The organism is Occallatibacter riparius (genome assembly GCF_025264625.1).
Classification (GTDB): Bacteria; Acidobacteriota; Terriglobia; order Terriglobales; family Acidobacteriaceae; genus Telmatobacter; species Telmatobacter riparius.
Genome location: NZ_CP093313.1, coordinates 2,974,227 through 2,991,472 on the forward strand (window position 1 = coordinate 2,974,227; position 17,246 = coordinate 2,991,472).

Annotated in this window: 13 protein-coding genes; 7 read left to right on the top strand and 6 right to left on the bottom strand. The window is 61.7% G+C overall.

Going from position 1 to position 17,246, the window contains the following annotated elements; genetic code table 11:
* Positions 1 to 53 precede the first annotated feature (53 nt).
* Complete coding sequence (guaA, locus tag MOP44_RS12035; protein WP_260796279.1) at positions 54 to 1,604, top strand: glutamine-hydrolyzing GMP synthase; 1,551 nt, start codon at positions 54 to 56, stop codon at positions 1,602 to 1,604.
* Positions 1,605 to 1,831: 227 nt separating this feature from the next.
* Here guaA and MOP44_RS12040 read toward each other — a convergent pair whose 3' ends face one another.
* The 5 genes from MOP44_RS12040 to MOP44_RS12060 all read right to left on the bottom strand — a co-directional run bounded on the left by MOP44_RS12040 (position 1,832) and on the right by MOP44_RS12060 (position 8,015).
* Positions 1,832 to 2,635, bottom strand: coding sequence for a hypothetical protein (locus MOP44_RS12040; protein WP_260796280.1), 804 nt, complete (start codon positions 2,633 to 2,635; stop codon positions 1,832 to 1,834).
* Positions 2,632 to 2,973, bottom strand: coding sequence for a PadR family transcriptional regulator (locus tag MOP44_RS12045; RefSeq protein ID WP_260796640.1), 342 nt, complete (start codon positions 2,971 to 2,973; stop codon positions 2,632 to 2,634). The genes MOP44_RS12040 and MOP44_RS12045 overlap by 4 nt, the downstream gene beginning before the upstream one ends.
* Positions 2,974 to 3,039: 66 nt before the next feature.
* On the bottom strand, positions 3,040 to 3,627 hold the full coding sequence (locus MOP44_RS12050) for a DUF421 domain-containing protein (RefSeq protein WP_260796281.1): 588 nt from the start codon (positions 3,625 to 3,627) through the stop codon (positions 3,040 to 3,042).
* Positions 3,628 to 3,701: 74 nt separating this feature from the next.
* Positions 3,702 to 4,814 carry a hypothetical protein gene (locus tag MOP44_RS12055; protein ID WP_260796282.1) on the bottom strand — a complete coding sequence of 371 codons (1,113 nt, stop codon included), beginning with the start codon at positions 4,812 to 4,814 and terminating at the stop codon, positions 3,702 to 3,704.
* Between the two features lie 120 nt (positions 4,815 to 4,934).
* Complete coding sequence (locus tag MOP44_RS12060) at positions 4,935 to 8,015, bottom strand: VWA domain-containing protein (protein ID WP_260796283.1); 3,081 nt, start codon at positions 8,013 to 8,015, stop codon at positions 4,935 to 4,937.
* Between the two features lie 238 nt (positions 8,016 to 8,253).
* Here MOP44_RS12060 and MOP44_RS12065 point away from each other — a divergent pair, with 238 nt between their 5' ends.
* The 3 genes from MOP44_RS12065 to MOP44_RS12075 all read left to right on the top strand — a co-directional run bounded on the left by MOP44_RS12065 (position 8,254) and on the right by MOP44_RS12075 (position 11,275).
* The gene (locus MOP44_RS12065; protein ID WP_260796284.1) at positions 8,254 to 9,441 is read left to right on the top strand and encodes a thiolase family protein; all 1,188 of its coding nucleotides are present in this window, start codon (positions 8,254 to 8,256) and stop codon (positions 9,439 to 9,441) included.
* Positions 9,442 to 9,482: 41 nt separating this feature from the next.
* Positions 9,483 to 10,601 carry a glycerol dehydrogenase gene (locus MOP44_RS12070; protein ID WP_260796285.1) on the top strand — a complete coding sequence of 373 codons (1,119 nt, stop codon included), beginning with the start codon at positions 9,483 to 9,485 and terminating at the stop codon, positions 10,599 to 10,601.
* Positions 10,602 to 10,762: 161 nt separating this feature from the next.
* Positions 10,763 to 11,275 carry a hypothetical protein gene (locus MOP44_RS12075; RefSeq protein WP_260796286.1) on the top strand — a complete coding sequence of 171 codons (513 nt, stop codon included), beginning with the start codon at positions 10,763 to 10,765 and terminating at the stop codon, positions 11,273 to 11,275.
* Between the two features lie 75 nt (positions 11,276 to 11,350).
* Here the strand turns inward: MOP44_RS12075 and MOP44_RS12080 are convergent, their stop codons facing one another.
* Positions 11,351 to 12,232, bottom strand: a complete 882-nt coding sequence (locus tag MOP44_RS12080) for a hypothetical protein (protein ID WP_260796287.1) — start codon at positions 12,230 to 12,232, stop codon at positions 11,351 to 11,353.
* Between the two features lie 251 nt (positions 12,233 to 12,483).
* Here MOP44_RS12080 and MOP44_RS12085 point away from each other — a divergent pair, with 251 nt between their 5' ends.
* The 3 genes from MOP44_RS12085 to MOP44_RS12095 all read left to right on the top strand — a co-directional run bounded on the left by MOP44_RS12085 (position 12,484) and on the right by MOP44_RS12095 (position 17,223).
* On the top strand, positions 12,484 to 13,707 hold the full coding sequence (locus tag MOP44_RS12085) for an efflux RND transporter periplasmic adaptor subunit (RefSeq protein WP_313901068.1): 1,224 nt from the start codon (positions 12,484 to 12,486) through the stop codon (positions 13,705 to 13,707).
* Between the two features lie 96 nt (positions 13,708 to 13,803).
* Entirely contained in the window at positions 13,804 to 14,523 is a 720-nt protein-coding gene (locus MOP44_RS12090; protein WP_260796289.1) for an ABC transporter ATP-binding protein, read from the top strand.
* A gap of 138 nt (positions 14,524 to 14,661) precedes the next feature.
* The gene (locus MOP44_RS12095) at positions 14,662 to 17,223 is read left to right on the top strand and encodes an ABC transporter permease (RefSeq protein ID WP_260796290.1); all 2,562 of its coding nucleotides are present in this window, start codon (positions 14,662 to 14,664) and stop codon (positions 17,221 to 17,223) included.
* Positions 17,224 to 17,246 lie beyond the last annotated feature (23 nt).

Genomic DNA, 17,246 nt, shown 5'->3' on the forward strand with positions numbered 1-17,246 from the left:
GTGTGCGGGCGGTTTTGCTGCCGCGGCTGCGGCGGCGCACGATAGAATGAAACGTGGACACCCAAACCATCGTTATCCTTGATTTCGGCTCGCAGTATACCCAGCTCATTGCGCGGCGTATACGCGAGCTGAACGTCTTTTCGGCCGTGGTGCCCTGCACGGCGCCGCTCTCTGAGATTCAGGCTTACAAGCCCATCGGCGTGATCCTGTCGGGCGGCCCCTCGTCTGTGTACGACATCGACGCGCCCGCGGCAGATCCCAAGCTGCTTGAACTTGGCGTGCCGACCCTCGGCATTTGCTATGGGCTGCAGTTCATCGTGCACCACCTGGGCGGCAAGGTGCGCTCGGCATCGAAGCGCGAGTACGGGCATGCGGAAGTGTCGATCGAGGACGGCTCAACTCCGCTGTTCAAGGAACTGCCTGCATCGCTGCAGGTTTGGATGAGCCATGGTGACGAGGCGCTGGAGCTGCCCACGGGGTTCCGCAGGACCGCGGTTACATCGAATGCGCTCGCCGGCATTGCGAACGAGGAGCGCCGCATCTGGGCCGTGCAGTTCCATCCGGAAGTGCACCACACGCCGCTCGGACCACAACTCCTGAAGAACTTTGTCTTCGGCATCTGTGGAGCAAAGGGCGACTGGACGCCGGCACACTTCGTCGAGACGACTGTGACTGCAATTCGCGAGAAGGTAGGTACTGGTCACGTGATCTGCGCGCTGTCAGGCGGCGTGGATTCGTCGGTAGCGGCGGTGCTGGTGCACAAGGCCATCGGCAAGCAGCTCACATGCGTCTTCGTCAACAACGGCGTGCTGCGCAAGAACGAATTCCAGAAGGTGCAGGAAAATCTGCGCGACAAGCTCGGGCTGAACCTTGTTGCTGTTGACGCGAGTGAGCGATTCCTCTCGAAGCTGGCTGGGGTGACAGATCCCGAGAAGAAAAGAAAAATCATCGGCAACGAGTTCATCGCGGTCTTCGACGATGAGGCGCACCGCATCTCGCAGGAGACGGGCGGCGTGGACTGGCTGGTGCAGGGGACGCTCTATCCCGACGTAATCGAGTCGAGCAGCGTGAAGGGCCCGAGCCAGACGATCAAGAGCCACCACAACGTCGGCGGCCTGCCGGAGACGATGAAGCTCAAGCTGATCGAGCCGCTGCGCGATCTGTTCAAGGATGAGGTTCGCCGCATCGGCCGCGACATGGGCATGCCGGAAGACATCCTCGGGCGGCAACCGTTCCCCGGGCCGGGGCTTGCGGTGCGCATCCTCGGCGAAATCACGCCGGACAGGGTGGCGCTGCTGCAGGAGGCCGACGACATCGTTGTCGCCGAGATCAAGGCTGCAGGGCTCTATACGAAGATCTGGCAGAGCTTCGCGGTACTGCTTCCGGTGATGAGTGTCGGCGTCATGGGCGACCAGCGCACCTACGCCTACACCGCAGCGATTCGCGCAGTGCACTCGGAAGACGGCATGACGGCTGATTGGACTCCGCTGCCTTATGAAGTGCTCAAGAGGATTTCCAGCCGCATCGTGAACGAGGTGCGCGGGATCAATCGCGTGGTTTACGACATCACGTCGAAGCCACCCGGCACAATTGAGTGGGAGTAGCTGGCGCTACAGGCGGGCGCGCCTTCGGCGGGACCTGCCGTCCAAGCAGCTGCGCCTTCGGCGCCATTTGTGGAAAGGCGATGCTTGCAGGATCGCCTGTGCCTGCTGCGTCAGGCGTAGTTGATCGACGAGATGTGCAGTGACGTGCTTCGCGACTCTGGAAGATTAATCCCATGCTGAGAGCCCGTGACGAGTTACGGGGCTGCGGCGCTGATTGAGGTAGAACGTCAGACCGTTGTTCCCTTGAGTTTCTCCCGCGTCATGGAGCCAAGCGCGATGGTGCCGACGGCGATGAGGGCGAGCATGCCGAGCCAGGTGAGGCATGCCAGGTTCCGAATGTGCTGGATATTTGCCTGCACTTCGCGAAGCGAACGGGCGGCGAGTACGAAGCCGGGCTGAGCGCCGTTGACGCGCTCCACTACAGCAGCGACCCGTACACCATCGGCCGGCCGCCACGTCACGCGTTCCTCGCCGTGGGTCCGCACGTAGTCGAATATTCCTTTGGGCGGCACAGGTATCTGGCCATTGAGTTGCGCGTTTGAGCTGAGCGCGCGGCCCTGATCGTCATACACGATCAGGAAGGGCGACAGGCTGCGCGTCATGTCCACTAACCCGCCCTTGCTATCCATAGCGCCCTGCTGCAGCCCTGCTGTGATTCCCTGCAATTCGAGGCGCGCGGCGAGATTCGTCGCCAGTTCGACCTGCGGATCATTGGCGCCGTTGCGGAGCACCTGCTGTGGAATGAGATAGAGGGCCAAGGCGAGCACGCTGGAAATTCCGGCGAGAACCAAAGCGTTGAACAAGAGGACGGGTCGGGAATACGTTTCACGCAGCATGGCGAAGTGCTCCTTGATCAGCGAAGTCACAAGGTCCCTGAATACAAGCGGAATCAGCGTGCGGTGGGGGATGGAGTTGTCAGCGAGCGCGTCCCGGAAGGACCGCAGCATCGGGTCGGCATAGTCCTCGCGAAAGGCGGCCGGATAGAGCCGCAGCGCGCATGCGTAGAAAGTCTCGAGGCGACCGGCGGTCATGAGCGGCTCCGGTGCGGCAACAGGCCTTGCGAGCGCGCCGAGGCGACCGCGGCATCAAGGCGCGCGAGTTCAGCAGCAAGAGCGGTGCGGCCCTGTGCTTTGAGCCGGTAGTAGCGCCGGCGCTCGTCGTCGGACAGGCCAGACTCCTCCACCAGACCGTCGCGGATGAGGCGGTCGAGCGTACCGTAGAGCGTGCCGGGGCCCATGGCAACGCCGCCACCCTGCGGCGTGCGCGCCTCCTTCATGATGGCGTAGCCGTGCTTGTCACCTTCAGCGAGGGAGAGCAGGATGGCGAATACGGCGGGCGTGAGCGGGGCGGGTGCTGAAACGCTTCCCATAGGCACAATATATATCCGTTACGGATGTATCCGCAAGGGGAATGGTGAAGCTATGTCGGGTATTTTTCAGGAGCCTTCGTCGAGGCGTGCGCGCAGGGCAGAGATTTCGCCGGTGAGGGCATCGAGGCGGGTGATCAGATCGCGGTGCTGGTTATCGGTACGCGAGGGCTCGAGGGCCTCAACATAGAAGGTCCCGTTCGGTTCGAGCACGACTCGGCCGACCTCGTGCAGGTGTTCGAAGCCCTGGCGGTGGATGATTTCCATCAATTCTTCGCGGGTGAGGCGCTCGTGCTCCATGGCTTTCCTGTCGACTTTGCCATCATTGACCAGCACGGTGGAGCGGCCCTCGAGCATGCGGTTGAGGCGCGGCGCTTTGTAGAGCGTACGGACCACCAGCCAGTTGATGGTGAGCAGGCCGAATGCGCCGATGACCCCGCCGGTTACCGAGTTGTCGTCGCCAATGATCGCGTTCTGAACGGTGTTTGACAGCGAGAGCAGCACGATCAGATCGAACGGATTCAACTGGGCAAGCTCGCGCTTTCCGAACACGCGCACCAGCACGATCAGCGTGAGATAGACCAGGACAGGGCGAAGCAGCTTCTCGAGGATGGGAAGCTGCAGATGGAACATGTCGCTGAGGAGCGCGTGCATCATGGCACGAGGATAAGCTATAGGCGGCGACGCGGGTCAGATGGAAGCCCGCAACGGGGCTTCCACTTTTTCGCTAATTACTTGCCGGCCGGTTGATAGTTCTTATAGTCCGCCGTAAACATCGTGTTGCGCTCGGCGTATCCGCCGGCACCCGCTTCGCCGTTTACGACGATCTCTGTAACGACAAACGCGCGGACCGGCAGAATCAGGCTTTTGTCGCCAATGGTCACCGGGCCGTAATCCGTGCGGATGTCAGCCTGGTGAACCACATCGGTGGTTTTGGGTTCCATCTGCGTGACCATGCGGACGACGACGCCCGTATCGGGATCGATGAAGAACTCGCCGTGATAGGGCAGATCTTTTTGCTTATAAGGCTGCCAGTTGGTGTTGGTCTGGAAGTTGCCGCCGCCACCGGTTGCGCGTCCAGCGCCGCCGATGCCCGATGAATTGGAGAAGTTCGCGATACCGGCCGAGTCGAGCGACGGGAAGCAGCAGACAGTGAGGGGCACGTGCCCTTTCTTCTTGGGAACCTGGAAGGAGAAGACGGCGACGGGTTTGTCGTTGATCATCTCCCAGCGCGACCACTTGATCGTGCCGGCGTCCTTGGCTTCCTGAAAGACCTGAGAGAGGCCAGGGTAAGGTTCCATCAGCTGGATACGCTTGTTCGGTCCCCAACTGGCCTTGTCGGCCGGCAGCCGTTCGACGCCGTGATCCATTCCGATGCTGACGTCATTCGCTTCGATATAACGCACATAGTTGAATGGGCTGACACCGCTGATGGAACTACCCGTCATCGTTTTCGCACTGCCTGTCTGGCCGGAGCTCTGTCCGAGCGATTCGACATTGTCCTGGAAGCGCAGAGTTGTGCGCGTTGCTGAGAGGCTGGGCAACTGTTGGTAGGTTGTGGAGGCGTAGGTCGCCGTCTTGGCGAGCAGGGCTTGTTGCGCGGCGGCATCCAGAGCTGCGGTTTTGGGCTGGTCGGCCGCAGGCGTCGGAAGCATAGCGCTGCGAGCCTCGAGAACGTACATCTGTTCTGTCGTCTGCTGCCCGGGAACCGCATCGGCGAAGCTGTTCATCACCGGCCGCGTAAGCTGCTCGGTCAATTGAACCTGCTTGAGAGCGAGGGCAACCTCGCCGTCGTCCTTGTTGTCCTTATGCATGGACTGGAGCATTTCCTGGAGTTGAGCCACGGTGATCTTCCTGGGCGCAGACCAGGCGGAGGCCGAAAGTGACAAGAATAGCGCAAGACACAACACTCGTTTCATGGGTCGATTCTCCGCAAAAGATTGGACCGCGCCATTGTAAAGCGGTTACGGGGTTTTTGCTCGCGGAGTGTGCACTTGGGCCTGGCCGCCCGGCTGCAGGGCCGAGGAGGGAATGGTCACCGAGCCGATGCGGCCGGAGTTGTTGTCGACCACCACGATGCGCACGGAGGACATGCCCGGCTGCAGCTCAAGGGGATAGTCGAAGGGAATGCCGGCGCTCATGGACTTCTGGTAGGTTTCCGGCTTCAGGTTCATCACCAGCGCCTGGCTATCGACATGGCTGCGCATGCCAGAGTCGTCGCGCTGTATGAGGAAGACGTCGACTTTATCCATCCAGCGGCCGGTCTGCTGCTCCATACCGAGGTCCGACGCGGCTATATTCAGGTGGATGGTGTTGCCGGAGGAGGACGCGTCTGCGACGGCGGCGCTGAGCGCGATGCCTGTTGCATCATTGGGGCGCCATACCGTGGCCTGGAACCGTTCCTTCAGCGTTGGCGGTTCCTGCTCACTCAGGTAGCCGGTTCTGGACCGAAGCGTGATGCCGCGGCGGCTGGTCAGCCGGAGCGTAATTGAATGGAACCGGCCGTCAGGTTGGTCCTGCGGGACGAATCTCAACTGGTAGGCCGACCGGCCCTCTCGAGCCATCGCGATAAGAGCCTCGTCGAGGTCAGCCGAGCGGGGAATTGCATGGCCACCGGTTCCCTCTGCCAATTCACGGATTGCGCCTTCTACCCCTCCCGACTCCAGACCATCCTGCGACTGCATCTGGGTGATTCCGGAACCGGGGCGGGACTGACTTACGCTTCCCGATCCACCGGCTGGACCGGCAGAGGCCGCCGCATTGGCTGTGGCACCTGCCGCGGCGGCGAGATCGAGACTGGAAGACGCCAAGTCGGCCGTCGAACCTGTAACCGTCTGGGCAAGGTTCACAGGAAAGACGGACACCTGCGCCTCGTTCAGGGAATCCTGGCCGTGAAGGGCGAGCGCCTGGAAGAGACGCGGGTCGGGGGCCGGGTTCTCCTTCCTGGCATTCGCGGCCGATGCCCGCTCGCTCAGGAACCATGCCAGATTCTTGTGCCCGGGGATGGAGGCGAGGTGTCGCGCGACCTGATCGAGAGCGATGAATGGCGCGGCGGGCGAATCGGCGTCAGAAGCGGCACTATTGTGCACGGCGGCGGCGGAAGGTTCATTGTGCGCGACAGCGAGGAGCGCGCCGATTTTCCCAGCCGCTTCGGAGTGGTCGCTGGTCAATTCGAGCAGGGGCTGGAACTCCGCCCCGGTCATCGTGTAAAGCCCCACGCGCTCGTCCGTCGGGAGCGACGACATAAACTTCAGGATCTGACCCCGTACCCAGGCAAGATCGTCCGAGGTGACGTGAGTCTCGTCGATCAGCAAAATGGTGCCTGCCGAAAAGACGTGTCCGCTGGCGGCGCTCGTTCTCGATGCATCGGGACTGCCGTTCGAAAACGTGCGGCTGGCGACCGCTCCTTCGGCTGTGGACTGCGCGGCCCCATTTGCCGGCGATGACAGCAGGATTTCCTGCTTTCTTCCGACATCCAGCAGTTCAATATCTTCAGCCTTGAGATCCGTGACCGGGTGGCCCTTTTTGTCGAGGGCGATCAGGTTGGCACACACCGTGCGAGCGAGCGCTTCCGCGGTCATTGCCGTGTGGGCCGCGGGTACGTCGGGCAGAGGACCGGGGTCAGACATGCTGATCTCAGGTTCAGACGAAGCGGGCGCACTTGCGGGATCAATCGAAACCGCACTGGCGCGCTCCACCACGACTGTGGACTGGCTCCTGGCAGGAGGATCGCTGGCCGGCTGTGCTGGATCGGCGTTCGCAACGGCAGCGGATGGCGTTGAGGACTCGGTCACCTCTGCGGATTTCTGCACGGCTGTGCCGCCTGCATCGGTGACCGGCTGCGGCGAACTCACAGCAGCGCCTGCCGCGGCGGCGTCCGGTACAGCGGCAGAGGCGATGAGGCGCGCCGACGACCCGAGCCGGTGGTACTGCGTGAATGAGGTCTCGTTGATCGCGAGGACCGGCATGCGTGGCAGGCCTTCGCCTGCGGGAGGCGGACCCTGCTGCGAAGAGATGGCGAGGCTTCGCACCGGACAAATAAAAGGCTGGTCGCCGATCACGACGCGGGCGTACTCCACCACGGTGGAGGCGCGGGTGATCGCGTTCTCCGGATCAAGCTCCGCATCCAGCGTCAGTCGTACGATCGCGCCGCTGGCGGGCTCGATGGCGAGCGTCCCGTGATACGCGGGCGTAGCGTCGTAGGGGTTGCCCACGCTGGTTTCGACCGGGTTCTGGTCGGCCGAGTGGTAGCGCGGCAGGTTGCGGTTGCGATAGCTGGGGCCGCCCTGAAATTCCTGGTTCATCAGGCAGCAGTAGTGCACGCGGTAGTGCGACTCATGGCGAGGAACGGAGTAGTGAAATACCGCCGCGACACCCAGCGGCGACCCTTCCCAGTGACTGAACTGGATTTTGCCTCTGGCAAGGTCGGCGAGTGTGCGTGCCAGGATGGGACCGAATTCTCCAAAGGAGTGAAGGCCCATGATCTGTTCCGGCCTGGCCGCTGCCTGTTGCGGGGAATCGGTTACTTCCTGCCCGTCGCGCATGGTAACGGTGCGCGAGGCGTTGCCGATGAGATGAAATCCGGCGCGAATGGGCCACTCGCCTTCGCGTACTACCTGGGCAGAATCGTCGAAACGCACGGTGCTGCGGGTCGCGAAGAAGTTTGGCAGCCGCGGAATTGTCTCCACGACATATGCCTGCGCCGCCGCCAGGATTCGCTTTTGGGTAGCCGCGTCGGGGGTCGCAGTTGCGGGTAGTTCGTTGCGCGGCGGGTCCAGCACGGCGGATTCGTCGGCCAGCAATTCGAGCGCCAGGGCGGCGTGCGCTTCCAGAGCGTAGCTGGAAATCAAGCGGTCCTTCGTGTGAGCGGTGAGTCGCTCCGAGAGTTGGAGGTCGCTGAGCTGGCGTGCGATGTCGAAATCGTTGCGGTGTTTGGTTGCGTCGGCGGCGAGGGTCTGCTCAAGCTGGCTGACGCTGACCCGATGCGCTGCCCAAGCCGGCAGTGCGGCGAAAACGGCAAATCCCAGGATGATCAGCCTGCGCATCGGACACAACTCCAGCTCTCTGGACTGTGATTGGAAAACCGTGCCTCAGGGCAGGGAAGCACTGCAAGGGTTCAACCGGCCGCGCTGATTATTGCTACATATATGCGCGGCTCAACGCAAGGTCAATGTACAGGGTTTCAACAAGCACAGACAAGGGGCGATTCGACGGGGTCAAAACCGGGGCACGCAGGCAGTAGGCCGGTAGATAATAGCCTGCGGGGCGACCGGGAGGTTGGTGATGAAAGAAGCAGTGATTGTTTCCGCAGTGCGTACGCCGATTGGGAAGTTTCAGGGTTCGCTTTCCGGGTTCACGTCGCCGAAGCTGGGCGCCATTGCGGTGCGTGAAGCCGTGCGGCGCGCGGGCATCGATCCAGCGAACGTGGAAGAGAGCATCATGGGGTGCGTCCTGCAGGCGGGCGTGGGGCAGAATCCAGCACGGCAGGCGGCGATCCACGGCGGCCTTCCGCCGGAGTCGGCCGCGCTGACTGTGAACCAGGTCTGCGGATCGGGCCTGCGGGCTGTGGCGCTGTGCGCGCAGGCTGTAGCGGGCGGAGACGCCGAGATTATGGTGGGCGGTGGCATGGAATCGATGTCGAATGCGCCTTACCTTCTGCCGCAGGCGCGGACCGGGTATCGGATGGGCAACGGAACAATGGTGGACGCGATGGTGAACGATGGCCTCTGGGAGGCATATCGCGGGTTCCACATGGGCGTGGGCGCGGAGATGATCGCGGAAAAGTACGGCATCACGCGCGAAGAGCAGGACGCGTTCGCGGCGGGTTCGCACCAGAAAGCAGCCAAGGCCACGACGGAGGGGCTGTTCCGCGATCAGATTGTGCCGGTCGAAATTCCGGCAGCGAAGAAGGGTGAGGCCCCGCGAATTTTCGACAAGGACGAGGCGATCCGGCCCGAGACAACGGTGGAGATCCTGGCCAAGCTGAAGCCGGCATTCAAAGAGGGTGGAACGGTGACAGCCGGCAATGCTCCAGGAGTGAGCGACGGCGCGGCGGCCGTGGTGGTGATGAGTGCGGAGGCAGCGAAGGCATGGGGGCCGAGGCCGATGGCTGCTGTTCGCGGGCAGGTGACAGCGGGCCGAGAGCCGGAGTGGTTTGGGCTGGCGCCTATCGATGCGGTGAAGAAGCTGATGCCGAAAGTCGGCTGGGAACTCGATTCAGTGGATTTGTTTGAACTGAACGAAGCGTTCAGCGTGCAGGCACTTGCGGTGATCCGCGACTTGGGTCTCGATCCGGCAAAGGTGAACGTGGACGGAGGCGCCGTGGCCATGGGGCATCCCATCGGGGCCAGTGGCGCGGCGGTGCTGGTCAAGCTGCTTTATGCGATGGAGCGTCTGGATAAGAAGCGCGGCGTTGCAGCGCTGTGCCTGGGTGGCGGAAACGCGGTGGCGATGGCGGTTGAGCGGGAATAGGACAGGGAAGAAAACAGAGCAGGCAAGAGGCAGGTGATCCGATGCTTAAGGTGTTTTGCGCTCCCGCTCGTTATACGCAGGGTCCGAACGCGACGGAGCAACTGGGCCCCGAGATTCTAAACCTGGGGCTGGAGGGCCCGGCGCTCATCGTGGCGGGACGCAGCGCTATACGGCTGCTCTCGCAGACGTGGGCTGAGACGCTCGCCGCCGCCGGAATACGGTACGAAGTGTTTCCCTTTTCGGGCGAATGCACCGCGGTGGAGATCATGCGCGGGGATGAGGCTGCGCGTGCGATCGGTGCCCGGGTCGTGATCGGCGCAGGCGGCGGCAAGGTGCTGGATACGGCGCGGGCAATTGCCGCGGATCTCTCGATGCCGGTCGTGAATTGTCCGACGCTGGCATCGAGCGATGCGCCGTGCAGTGCGCTATCCGTCGTGTATACAGAAGCGGGAGCGTGGGAAGAGTACCGCATCTACCGGCGCAATCCCGATCTTGTGCTGGTGGATACGGAGGTTATCGCGAAGAGCCCGGTGCGGTTGCTGGTGGCTGGTATGGGAGACGCGCTGGCGACATGGTTCGAGGCGAAGGCCTGCGCGGAAACCGGAGCGAGAAACATGCGTGGCGGCGCCTCGACGCGCAGCGCACTAGCTCTGGCTGAACTTTGCTACGAGACGCTCCTGGCCGATGGAGTGGCGGCGATTGAGGCGCTGCGCCGCCAAGTACCGAATGAGGCTCTGGAACGCCTCGTTGAGGCGAATACGCTGCTTTCCGGATTGGGCTTCGAGTCGTCCGGACTGGCCGCCGCGCACGCCATTCACAACGGACTCACGACGGCGGCTGGAACGCACAGCTACATGCACGGGGAGAAGGTTGCGTTTGGCCTGGTCGCGCAATTGATGCTCGAATCGCAAGCTGAGCCCGTCATTAACGAAGTGCTGGCGTTCGCAAACAGCGTGGGCCTGCCGACCACATTTGCCGACATCGGCATTGGCGGCCCGGCTGAGGAGACTCTCGAAATCATCGCGAAGCGGGCCACCGCGCCAGGCGAGACTATTCACAACGAGCCGGTGCCGGTGTCCGTGGGGGCGGTAGTTGAGGCGATGCGCGCAGCCGATGCGGCCGGAAGGGCATTTCGCGGGCAGGTGGGAGCGCGTGTCTGACCGTCGCAGGAAGCGGGCTAGCAGTTCTGCCAGTTTCTCGGGTCGAGCGAGGCCAATACCTTTTCTCTTACAAGCTCTGGAATAGCTGCATGCATAGCGATTGCTACGCACCGGTGGTCCCTGACCACTCAGCGCGGAGGACTGCATTGAAGGAGAAAAGGATGTTGAAGAAGACGTTGGGTTGGGGCATTTTAGCGGCTGTTGTGATCGCGGGTAACGTTCGGATTTCAGCGCAGGCGGCGCAAAGCTCCGGGGACGCGGCGAAGAATGTCGAGGTTACGATTCAGCAGATCCGGCAGGAGATTCAGGACCAGCGGAAGCAAGTGATGGCGGCAAACATGGTGCTGACGGGGGATGAGGCCACCAAGTTCTGGCCCATCTATGACCAGTACATCCAGGAAACGATGAAGATCAATGATGCGCGCTGGGAGCTGATGAAGTCGTACGCGACGAATTACGACGCGATGTCAGACAGCACCGCCGACGATTTGATGAAGAAGTCGGCAGCCATCCAAAAGCAGTTGATCGACCTGCGCGACAAGTATGTCGGGAACTTCGAGAAGGTGGTTTCGCCCAAGAAGACGGCTCTTTGGTATCAGATCGATCGGCGGCTCGACCTGGTGATCGAGGTGCAGTTGGCGAGCATGATCCCTGTGGTCGACGCGACCAAGTAGTTGTGCCTGTCGGATCGAAGATAGAGCGAGATGCGCGGCGCCGAATCCCTAGCTATGGGGTTTGGGCCGCGCGTTTTAGCGTTCCAGCACTATTTCTATGTGGCGGCGGATTATCTGCGGCTGAGCGGGCCCGCATTTCGTCAGCGCGGCATCGTCGCACAGCCGGCCGCTGGTGATAACGGGATTTTCCATCACGCCGGAGAGGATTCTGCCGTCCTCCGTGCTGACGGTCAGGGTGACGTCGAAGGTCTCCTTGCCCGCGGCCGCTTCATATTTGCCATCATCCGTCCTGGTGACTTCGACCCAGTTGTTGGGAGTGTCAACGACGGGCGCCTTCATCCACTCGGCGGGGAACTCCAGATTTGGATGAGCCGGCGGAACGTGGCGAACTAGGACCACGGCAGTGTGGCTCGCCTCATGGACCGATTGAATGTTCAGGTCGAAGTCTATGTGGTCCTTGCCGAGTATGACCCGGGTTCCGTCCGCCCATGAGGCAGGTTGGGGATTCGGTACGTGGAAGTGATCGCCGGCGCGGTGCAGGAATCCAATCTTATTGATCAGCCAGAGGTCCACGTAGAAGGTGAAGAGGTCGGTGATCGGGCCGACCATTTTGGAATCGGCGTTCGCCAGGCTGGGGCCGCCGGGCATCCACGAGGGGTCAAGCGATACCGTTTGCCGGAATGCGGCCATCGCGGGCGAGAGAGCAAGCTGCTTTCCGTCGGAAGTCATGCCGGTCCAGCGAAACTCCTCGACGAACGCGCCGGCTGGAGTCTTCTTTGTGACGCCGGATGCCTCGGCGGTGTAGCGCCAGCCGTCGTTGACGGCAGTCATGCGGTAGGTCAGAGTTTGACCTTCCTGATAGTGACGCTTGAGGGATCCGCCGGCGGGGGCGGCGGTCTGCGCGACTACGACGGTTGAGGCGAAGAGGAGGGCGTACATTGCGCGGGAGCGCATCATCCTGTGTGTCCTCAGGTGTTGCTCACCAGCATAGCTGCTTCCAAGCGCTAGAGGGGCCCTGAAAAGTGTTCGATTCCGGACAGTAGGGTGTGTGAGCGGTCAGCAGGCGACGAACCGCGCATCGTTAAGCTGGCGTGCAAGTTACCTGTTTTCAATAGGCAGGCCGGTGGGAAATTTTGGCCCCCCAAATGCAACCTTTCCCGCGTATGGATATCGCACGCCCTGATATTAAGCAGAAAAAGAAGCGCCAGATGGCGATCTGGATCGCTGTAGCGGTTGTCGTATTGGCCGGTGCGGCGTTTGCAGTTTCCCGGCTGAAGCCGGCGGCCCCCACAGTGGACGCATCGGCTGTCTGGCCCGACACGGTAAAGCGCGGCAACATGATTCGGCAGGTACGCGGCTCGACGGGCACCCTCACCCCCCGGGAAGATTCGATTGAACTGATTCCGGCGCTCACAGAAGCCACGGTCGTCCGGATTCGCGTGCTTCCCGGCACTATCGTGAAGCCCGGCACGGTGCTGATGGACCTCGCGGCTCCCGAGGTGCAGCAGAAGCTGCTGGACGCCCAGTTGCAGGTGAAAGCGGCCGAGGCGGATTACAGGGCGCTGCAGGCCACCCTCCACAGCACGCTGATGGACAAGAAGATGGCGGCGGCGCAGGTGAATGCGGATTACACCACCGACCAGTTGCAGGCCAAGACCGATGAGCAGCTCTTCCATCTCGGCGAGATCTCAGGCATCGCCTATCAGAAGTCGAAGAACACGGCCGACCAGCTTGAGGCGCAGCACAAGCTTAGCCTGCAGCAACTCGACATGAACGAGAAGAACATCGAGGTTCAACTGTCGTCTGCGCAGGCAAAGATTGACCAGGCCAAGGCGCTGCTCGCGCTTTATAACAAGCAGAATGACGCGCTGCAGGTGAAGGCGACCATCGAGGGCGAGGTGGATCCGCTGCAGGTGCCGGTGCAGGTGGGCATGCACGTGACCGCGGGCCAGTCGGTTGCAGAAGTTGTGCAGCTTGGCAAGCTCAAGGCTGCGTTGCAGATCGCCGAGACGCAGGCCCGCGACATCACCATCGGTCTGCCGGCCTCCATTGACACGCACAACGGCGTTGTTCCGGGCCACGTGACCCGTATCGATCCCGCCGTATTGAACGGAACGCGCACTGTTGACGTAGTACTCGATGGCGCGTTGCCGGCAGGGGCCGTGAAGGGCCTCAGCGTCGACGGCACGATCGACCTGGAGCACCTGAACAATGTGCTGTATGTGGGCCGGCCGGCGCTGGGCAACGAGAACTCCACGCTGAGCCTGTTCAAGGAAGATCCCGATCACAAGGGCGCTACCCGTGTGCAGGTGAAGGTAGGACGCCAATCGGTGCAATACATCCAGGTGCTTGATGGATTGAAGGAAGGCGACACGGTGATCTTGTCCGACATGTCGCGCTACGACAACGTGGATCGCATACGGCTGGAATAGGCAGGGATCAGAGGTCAGGGATCAGAAACCCCTGTCCTGAGAACTGATTGCTGACCACTGAAAACTGACCACTGACAACGGAACAGCGAGGACTGCATGGCAAACGACAAGCTGATTGAGATCGAGGAACTCACCAAGGTCTTCTACACCGACGAAGTTGAGACGCACGCGCTCTCGGGGATTCATCTCACCATTTCGCGCGGCGAGTACGTGGCCATGTCGGGCCCGTCCGGCTGCGGCAAGTCGACGCTGCTGTCGATCCTTGGGTTGCTGGACACGCCGACCGGCGGCCGCTATCTGCTGAATAACAAGCCGGTGGAGAACCTCAGCTTCAGCGAGCGTTCGCGCATCCGCAACCAGGAGATCGGCTTCATCTTCCAGAGCTTTAACCTGATCGGCGATCTCACGGTGGAAGAGAACGTGGAGCTTCCGTTGACCTATCGCGCCGGCATGCCTTCTGCTGAGCGCAAGAAGCGTGTTAAGGAAGCGCTGGAGCGCGTGAACATGGCGCACCGCATGCGGCACTATCCCGCGCAGCTCTCTGGCGGTCAGCAGCAGCGTGTAGCAGTGGCGCGCGCCCTGGCTGGTTCCCCTTCTATCCTGCTGGCGGACGAGCCTACCGGAAACCTGGACTCGAAGAACGGCGAAGCGGTGATGCACCTGCTTGCCGATCTGCACCGCGAAGGCTCTACCATCTGCATGGTGACGCACGATCCGCGCTTTGCCAAGCACGCTGAGCGCGAAGTCCACCTCTTCGACGGCAAGGTAGTTTCCGAGGACGAACTGCGCAAGCTCACCGCCGAAGTGGAAGCGTAACTACTGTCGAGCAGGAAGTGCGTGTGTGCGCACTTCCTCTAATGATGCGACCAAGGGCTCCCGATTCTTCCCACTCGGGCTCGTACGCTACCCGTGTCAATTCCGACGATGACCGACACCAAGAATGTGAGAACCAGGATGAACCAACTATTCCAGGACCTTCGCTACACTATGCGCCAGTTGCGCAAGTCGCCGGGGTTTACTCTCACGTCGGTCATCACGCTGGCGCTAGGTATCGGAGCAACGACGGCGATCTTCACGCTGGTGCATGCAGTTCTGCTGAAGTCGCTGCCCGTTACCAAGCCCGACGAACTCTGGCGGATCGGCAAGAAGGTTCATTGCTGCAACTGGGGCGGCTATACGCAGTGGGAAGAGTTCTCGCTGTTCAACAACGAGCTCTATCACCGGTTCAAAGACAACACACCGGCGTTCGCAGAGCTTGCCGCCTTCCAGGGCGGCAACGCGAGCCTTGGAGTGCGGCGGGCAGGCTCTACGCAACCGGCGGAAACGCGCAACGGGCAGTTTGTATCCGGCAATTTCTTTTCTACCTTCGGCGTGGGTGCCTGGGCCGGCCGGCTTCTGAATCCCTCTGACGACCGGGAGGGTGCTCCGCCGGTAGCCGTACTCAGCTACCACGCATGGCAGGAGAAGTTCGGAGCCGATCCATCCGTGGTGGGCTCGGTGTTCCTGTTCAACAACAACCCATTCACCATTGTGGGTGTCGCCGCTCCCGGATTTTTCGGGGCAGATCTGCGCGGTTGGGCGATGCCTGAGATTTGGATGCCGCTATCGGCGGAGCCGCTGATCGACAGCAAACCGCCGCGACTGACCGAGCCGCGAGCGAACTGGCTGGACATCATCGGGCGCGTCAAGCCGGGGACGGATCCAAAAGCGCTGGAAGCGCAGTTGAGGACCGAGTTGCGCCAGTGGCAGATGAGCCACTACTCCGATCTGACTATGCAGGATAAGGAGTATCTGCCCAAGCAGCAGATGTTCCTGACGCCCGGCGGCGCGGGCGTTACCGATATGCGCGAGCAGTACGAAGACGCGTTGCGCGTGCTTCTCATCGCTGCTGCCTGTGTGCTGCTGATTGCGTGCGCGAATCTCGCCAATCTTCTGTTGGCTCGCGGCCTGAGAAGGCGGCAGCAGACTTCGCTACGAATTGCGTTGGGCGCCTCTCGCGGCACGCTGGTACGCAAAGCGCTGGTGGAGAGCCTCACACTGGGGGTTGTGGGCGGTGGGCTCGGGCTATTGGTTGCCTATATGGGGACCTCGCTCGTGCTCAAGCTTGCCTTTACCGGGCCCAACTTCTGGGTTCCCATCGATGCTACGCCTTCCGTTCCGGTGCTCCTGTTTGCGCTTGGTATTTCCCTGCTGACCGGCGTTCTGTTCGGAATCGCGCCGGCGTGGACTACGTCGCATGCTGAGCCGGTGGAGGCTTTGCGCGGCGCGAATCGCTCTACGGAGCACAGCACGCGGTGGTCGCAGAAGGCGCTCGTGGTCGCGCAGGCATCGATTTCCCTCGTGCTCATCAGCTCCGCGGTCATGCTGGCGCAGAGCCTGCGTAACCTGAAGAACCAGAATTTCGGCTTTGATGTTGAGGGCCGATACATGATCTCGCTCGACGTTCACCAGGCTGGTTACAAGCCGGAACAACTCGAATTGATTTACCGGCGGATATTCGACCGCATCCTGCAGATCCCTGGAGTGCAGGGCGTCGCCGGCGCTACTTATGCTCCGATGAGCGGCGATAGCTGGAACGATGGAATTCGCATTCAGGGCAAGCCTGAGCCGCACTCGGGCGATGACGATGGGGCCACGTTTACCCGCGTGACGCCGGAGTTCTTTTCCACTCTGAATAATCGCATCGTGATGGGGCGCGCGATTGATGAGCACGACACTAAGGACGCGCCGCTTGTGGCCGTGGTGAACGAGGCCTTTGCGAAGAAGTTCTTGAAGGGCGAGAACCCGATCGGCAAGCGATTCGGCGAGAACGAGATGATTCACGCAGGCGATTACCAGATCGTCGGCGTTGCCGCCGATATGCGCTATCTGAACTACGGATTCAAGGATCCTGATCGGCCGATGTATTTTTTGCCGACTGCCCAGCACACCCCCTACACGAAGCCAAACGAGATCGAGGGCGAGAAGAGTGGGCACTATCTGGAAAATCTCATTCTCTGGGCGCCGGGGAAACCCGAAGGCTTGGAGATGCAGGTGCGCAAGGCGCTCTCCGAGATCGATCCGAACATCCCGCTCCTGGATTTTGCGAGCTATCACGAGACACTCGCACGTGACTTCGGACAGCAGGACATGATCGCGAAGCTGACGCTGATCTTTGGCGTGCTGGCGCTCGGACTCGCGGCGATAGGCCTGTATGGCGTCATGTCGTACTCGGTGGAACAGCGCACCAGCGAGATCGGCATTCGCATGGCGCTGGGAGCAAACCGCGGAACTGTTCTGGGTATGGTGTTGCGCAGTGCGTTCCTGCAGGTTGCCATCGGGCTCGCTATCGGAATTCCGACGGCCATACTGGCCGGCCGTGCAATCACCGATCAGCTGTACGCGGTGAAGCCCTACGACCCTGTGATTCTTTCGCTCGCCGTGATTGTGCTGGGTGCCGCCGCGCTGATTGCGGCCGCAATCCCGGCGCGGCGCGCGGTGAATGTGAACCCGACCGAAGCCCTGCGGGCCGAATAGTGATTCTGCACCTCGAAACCGGG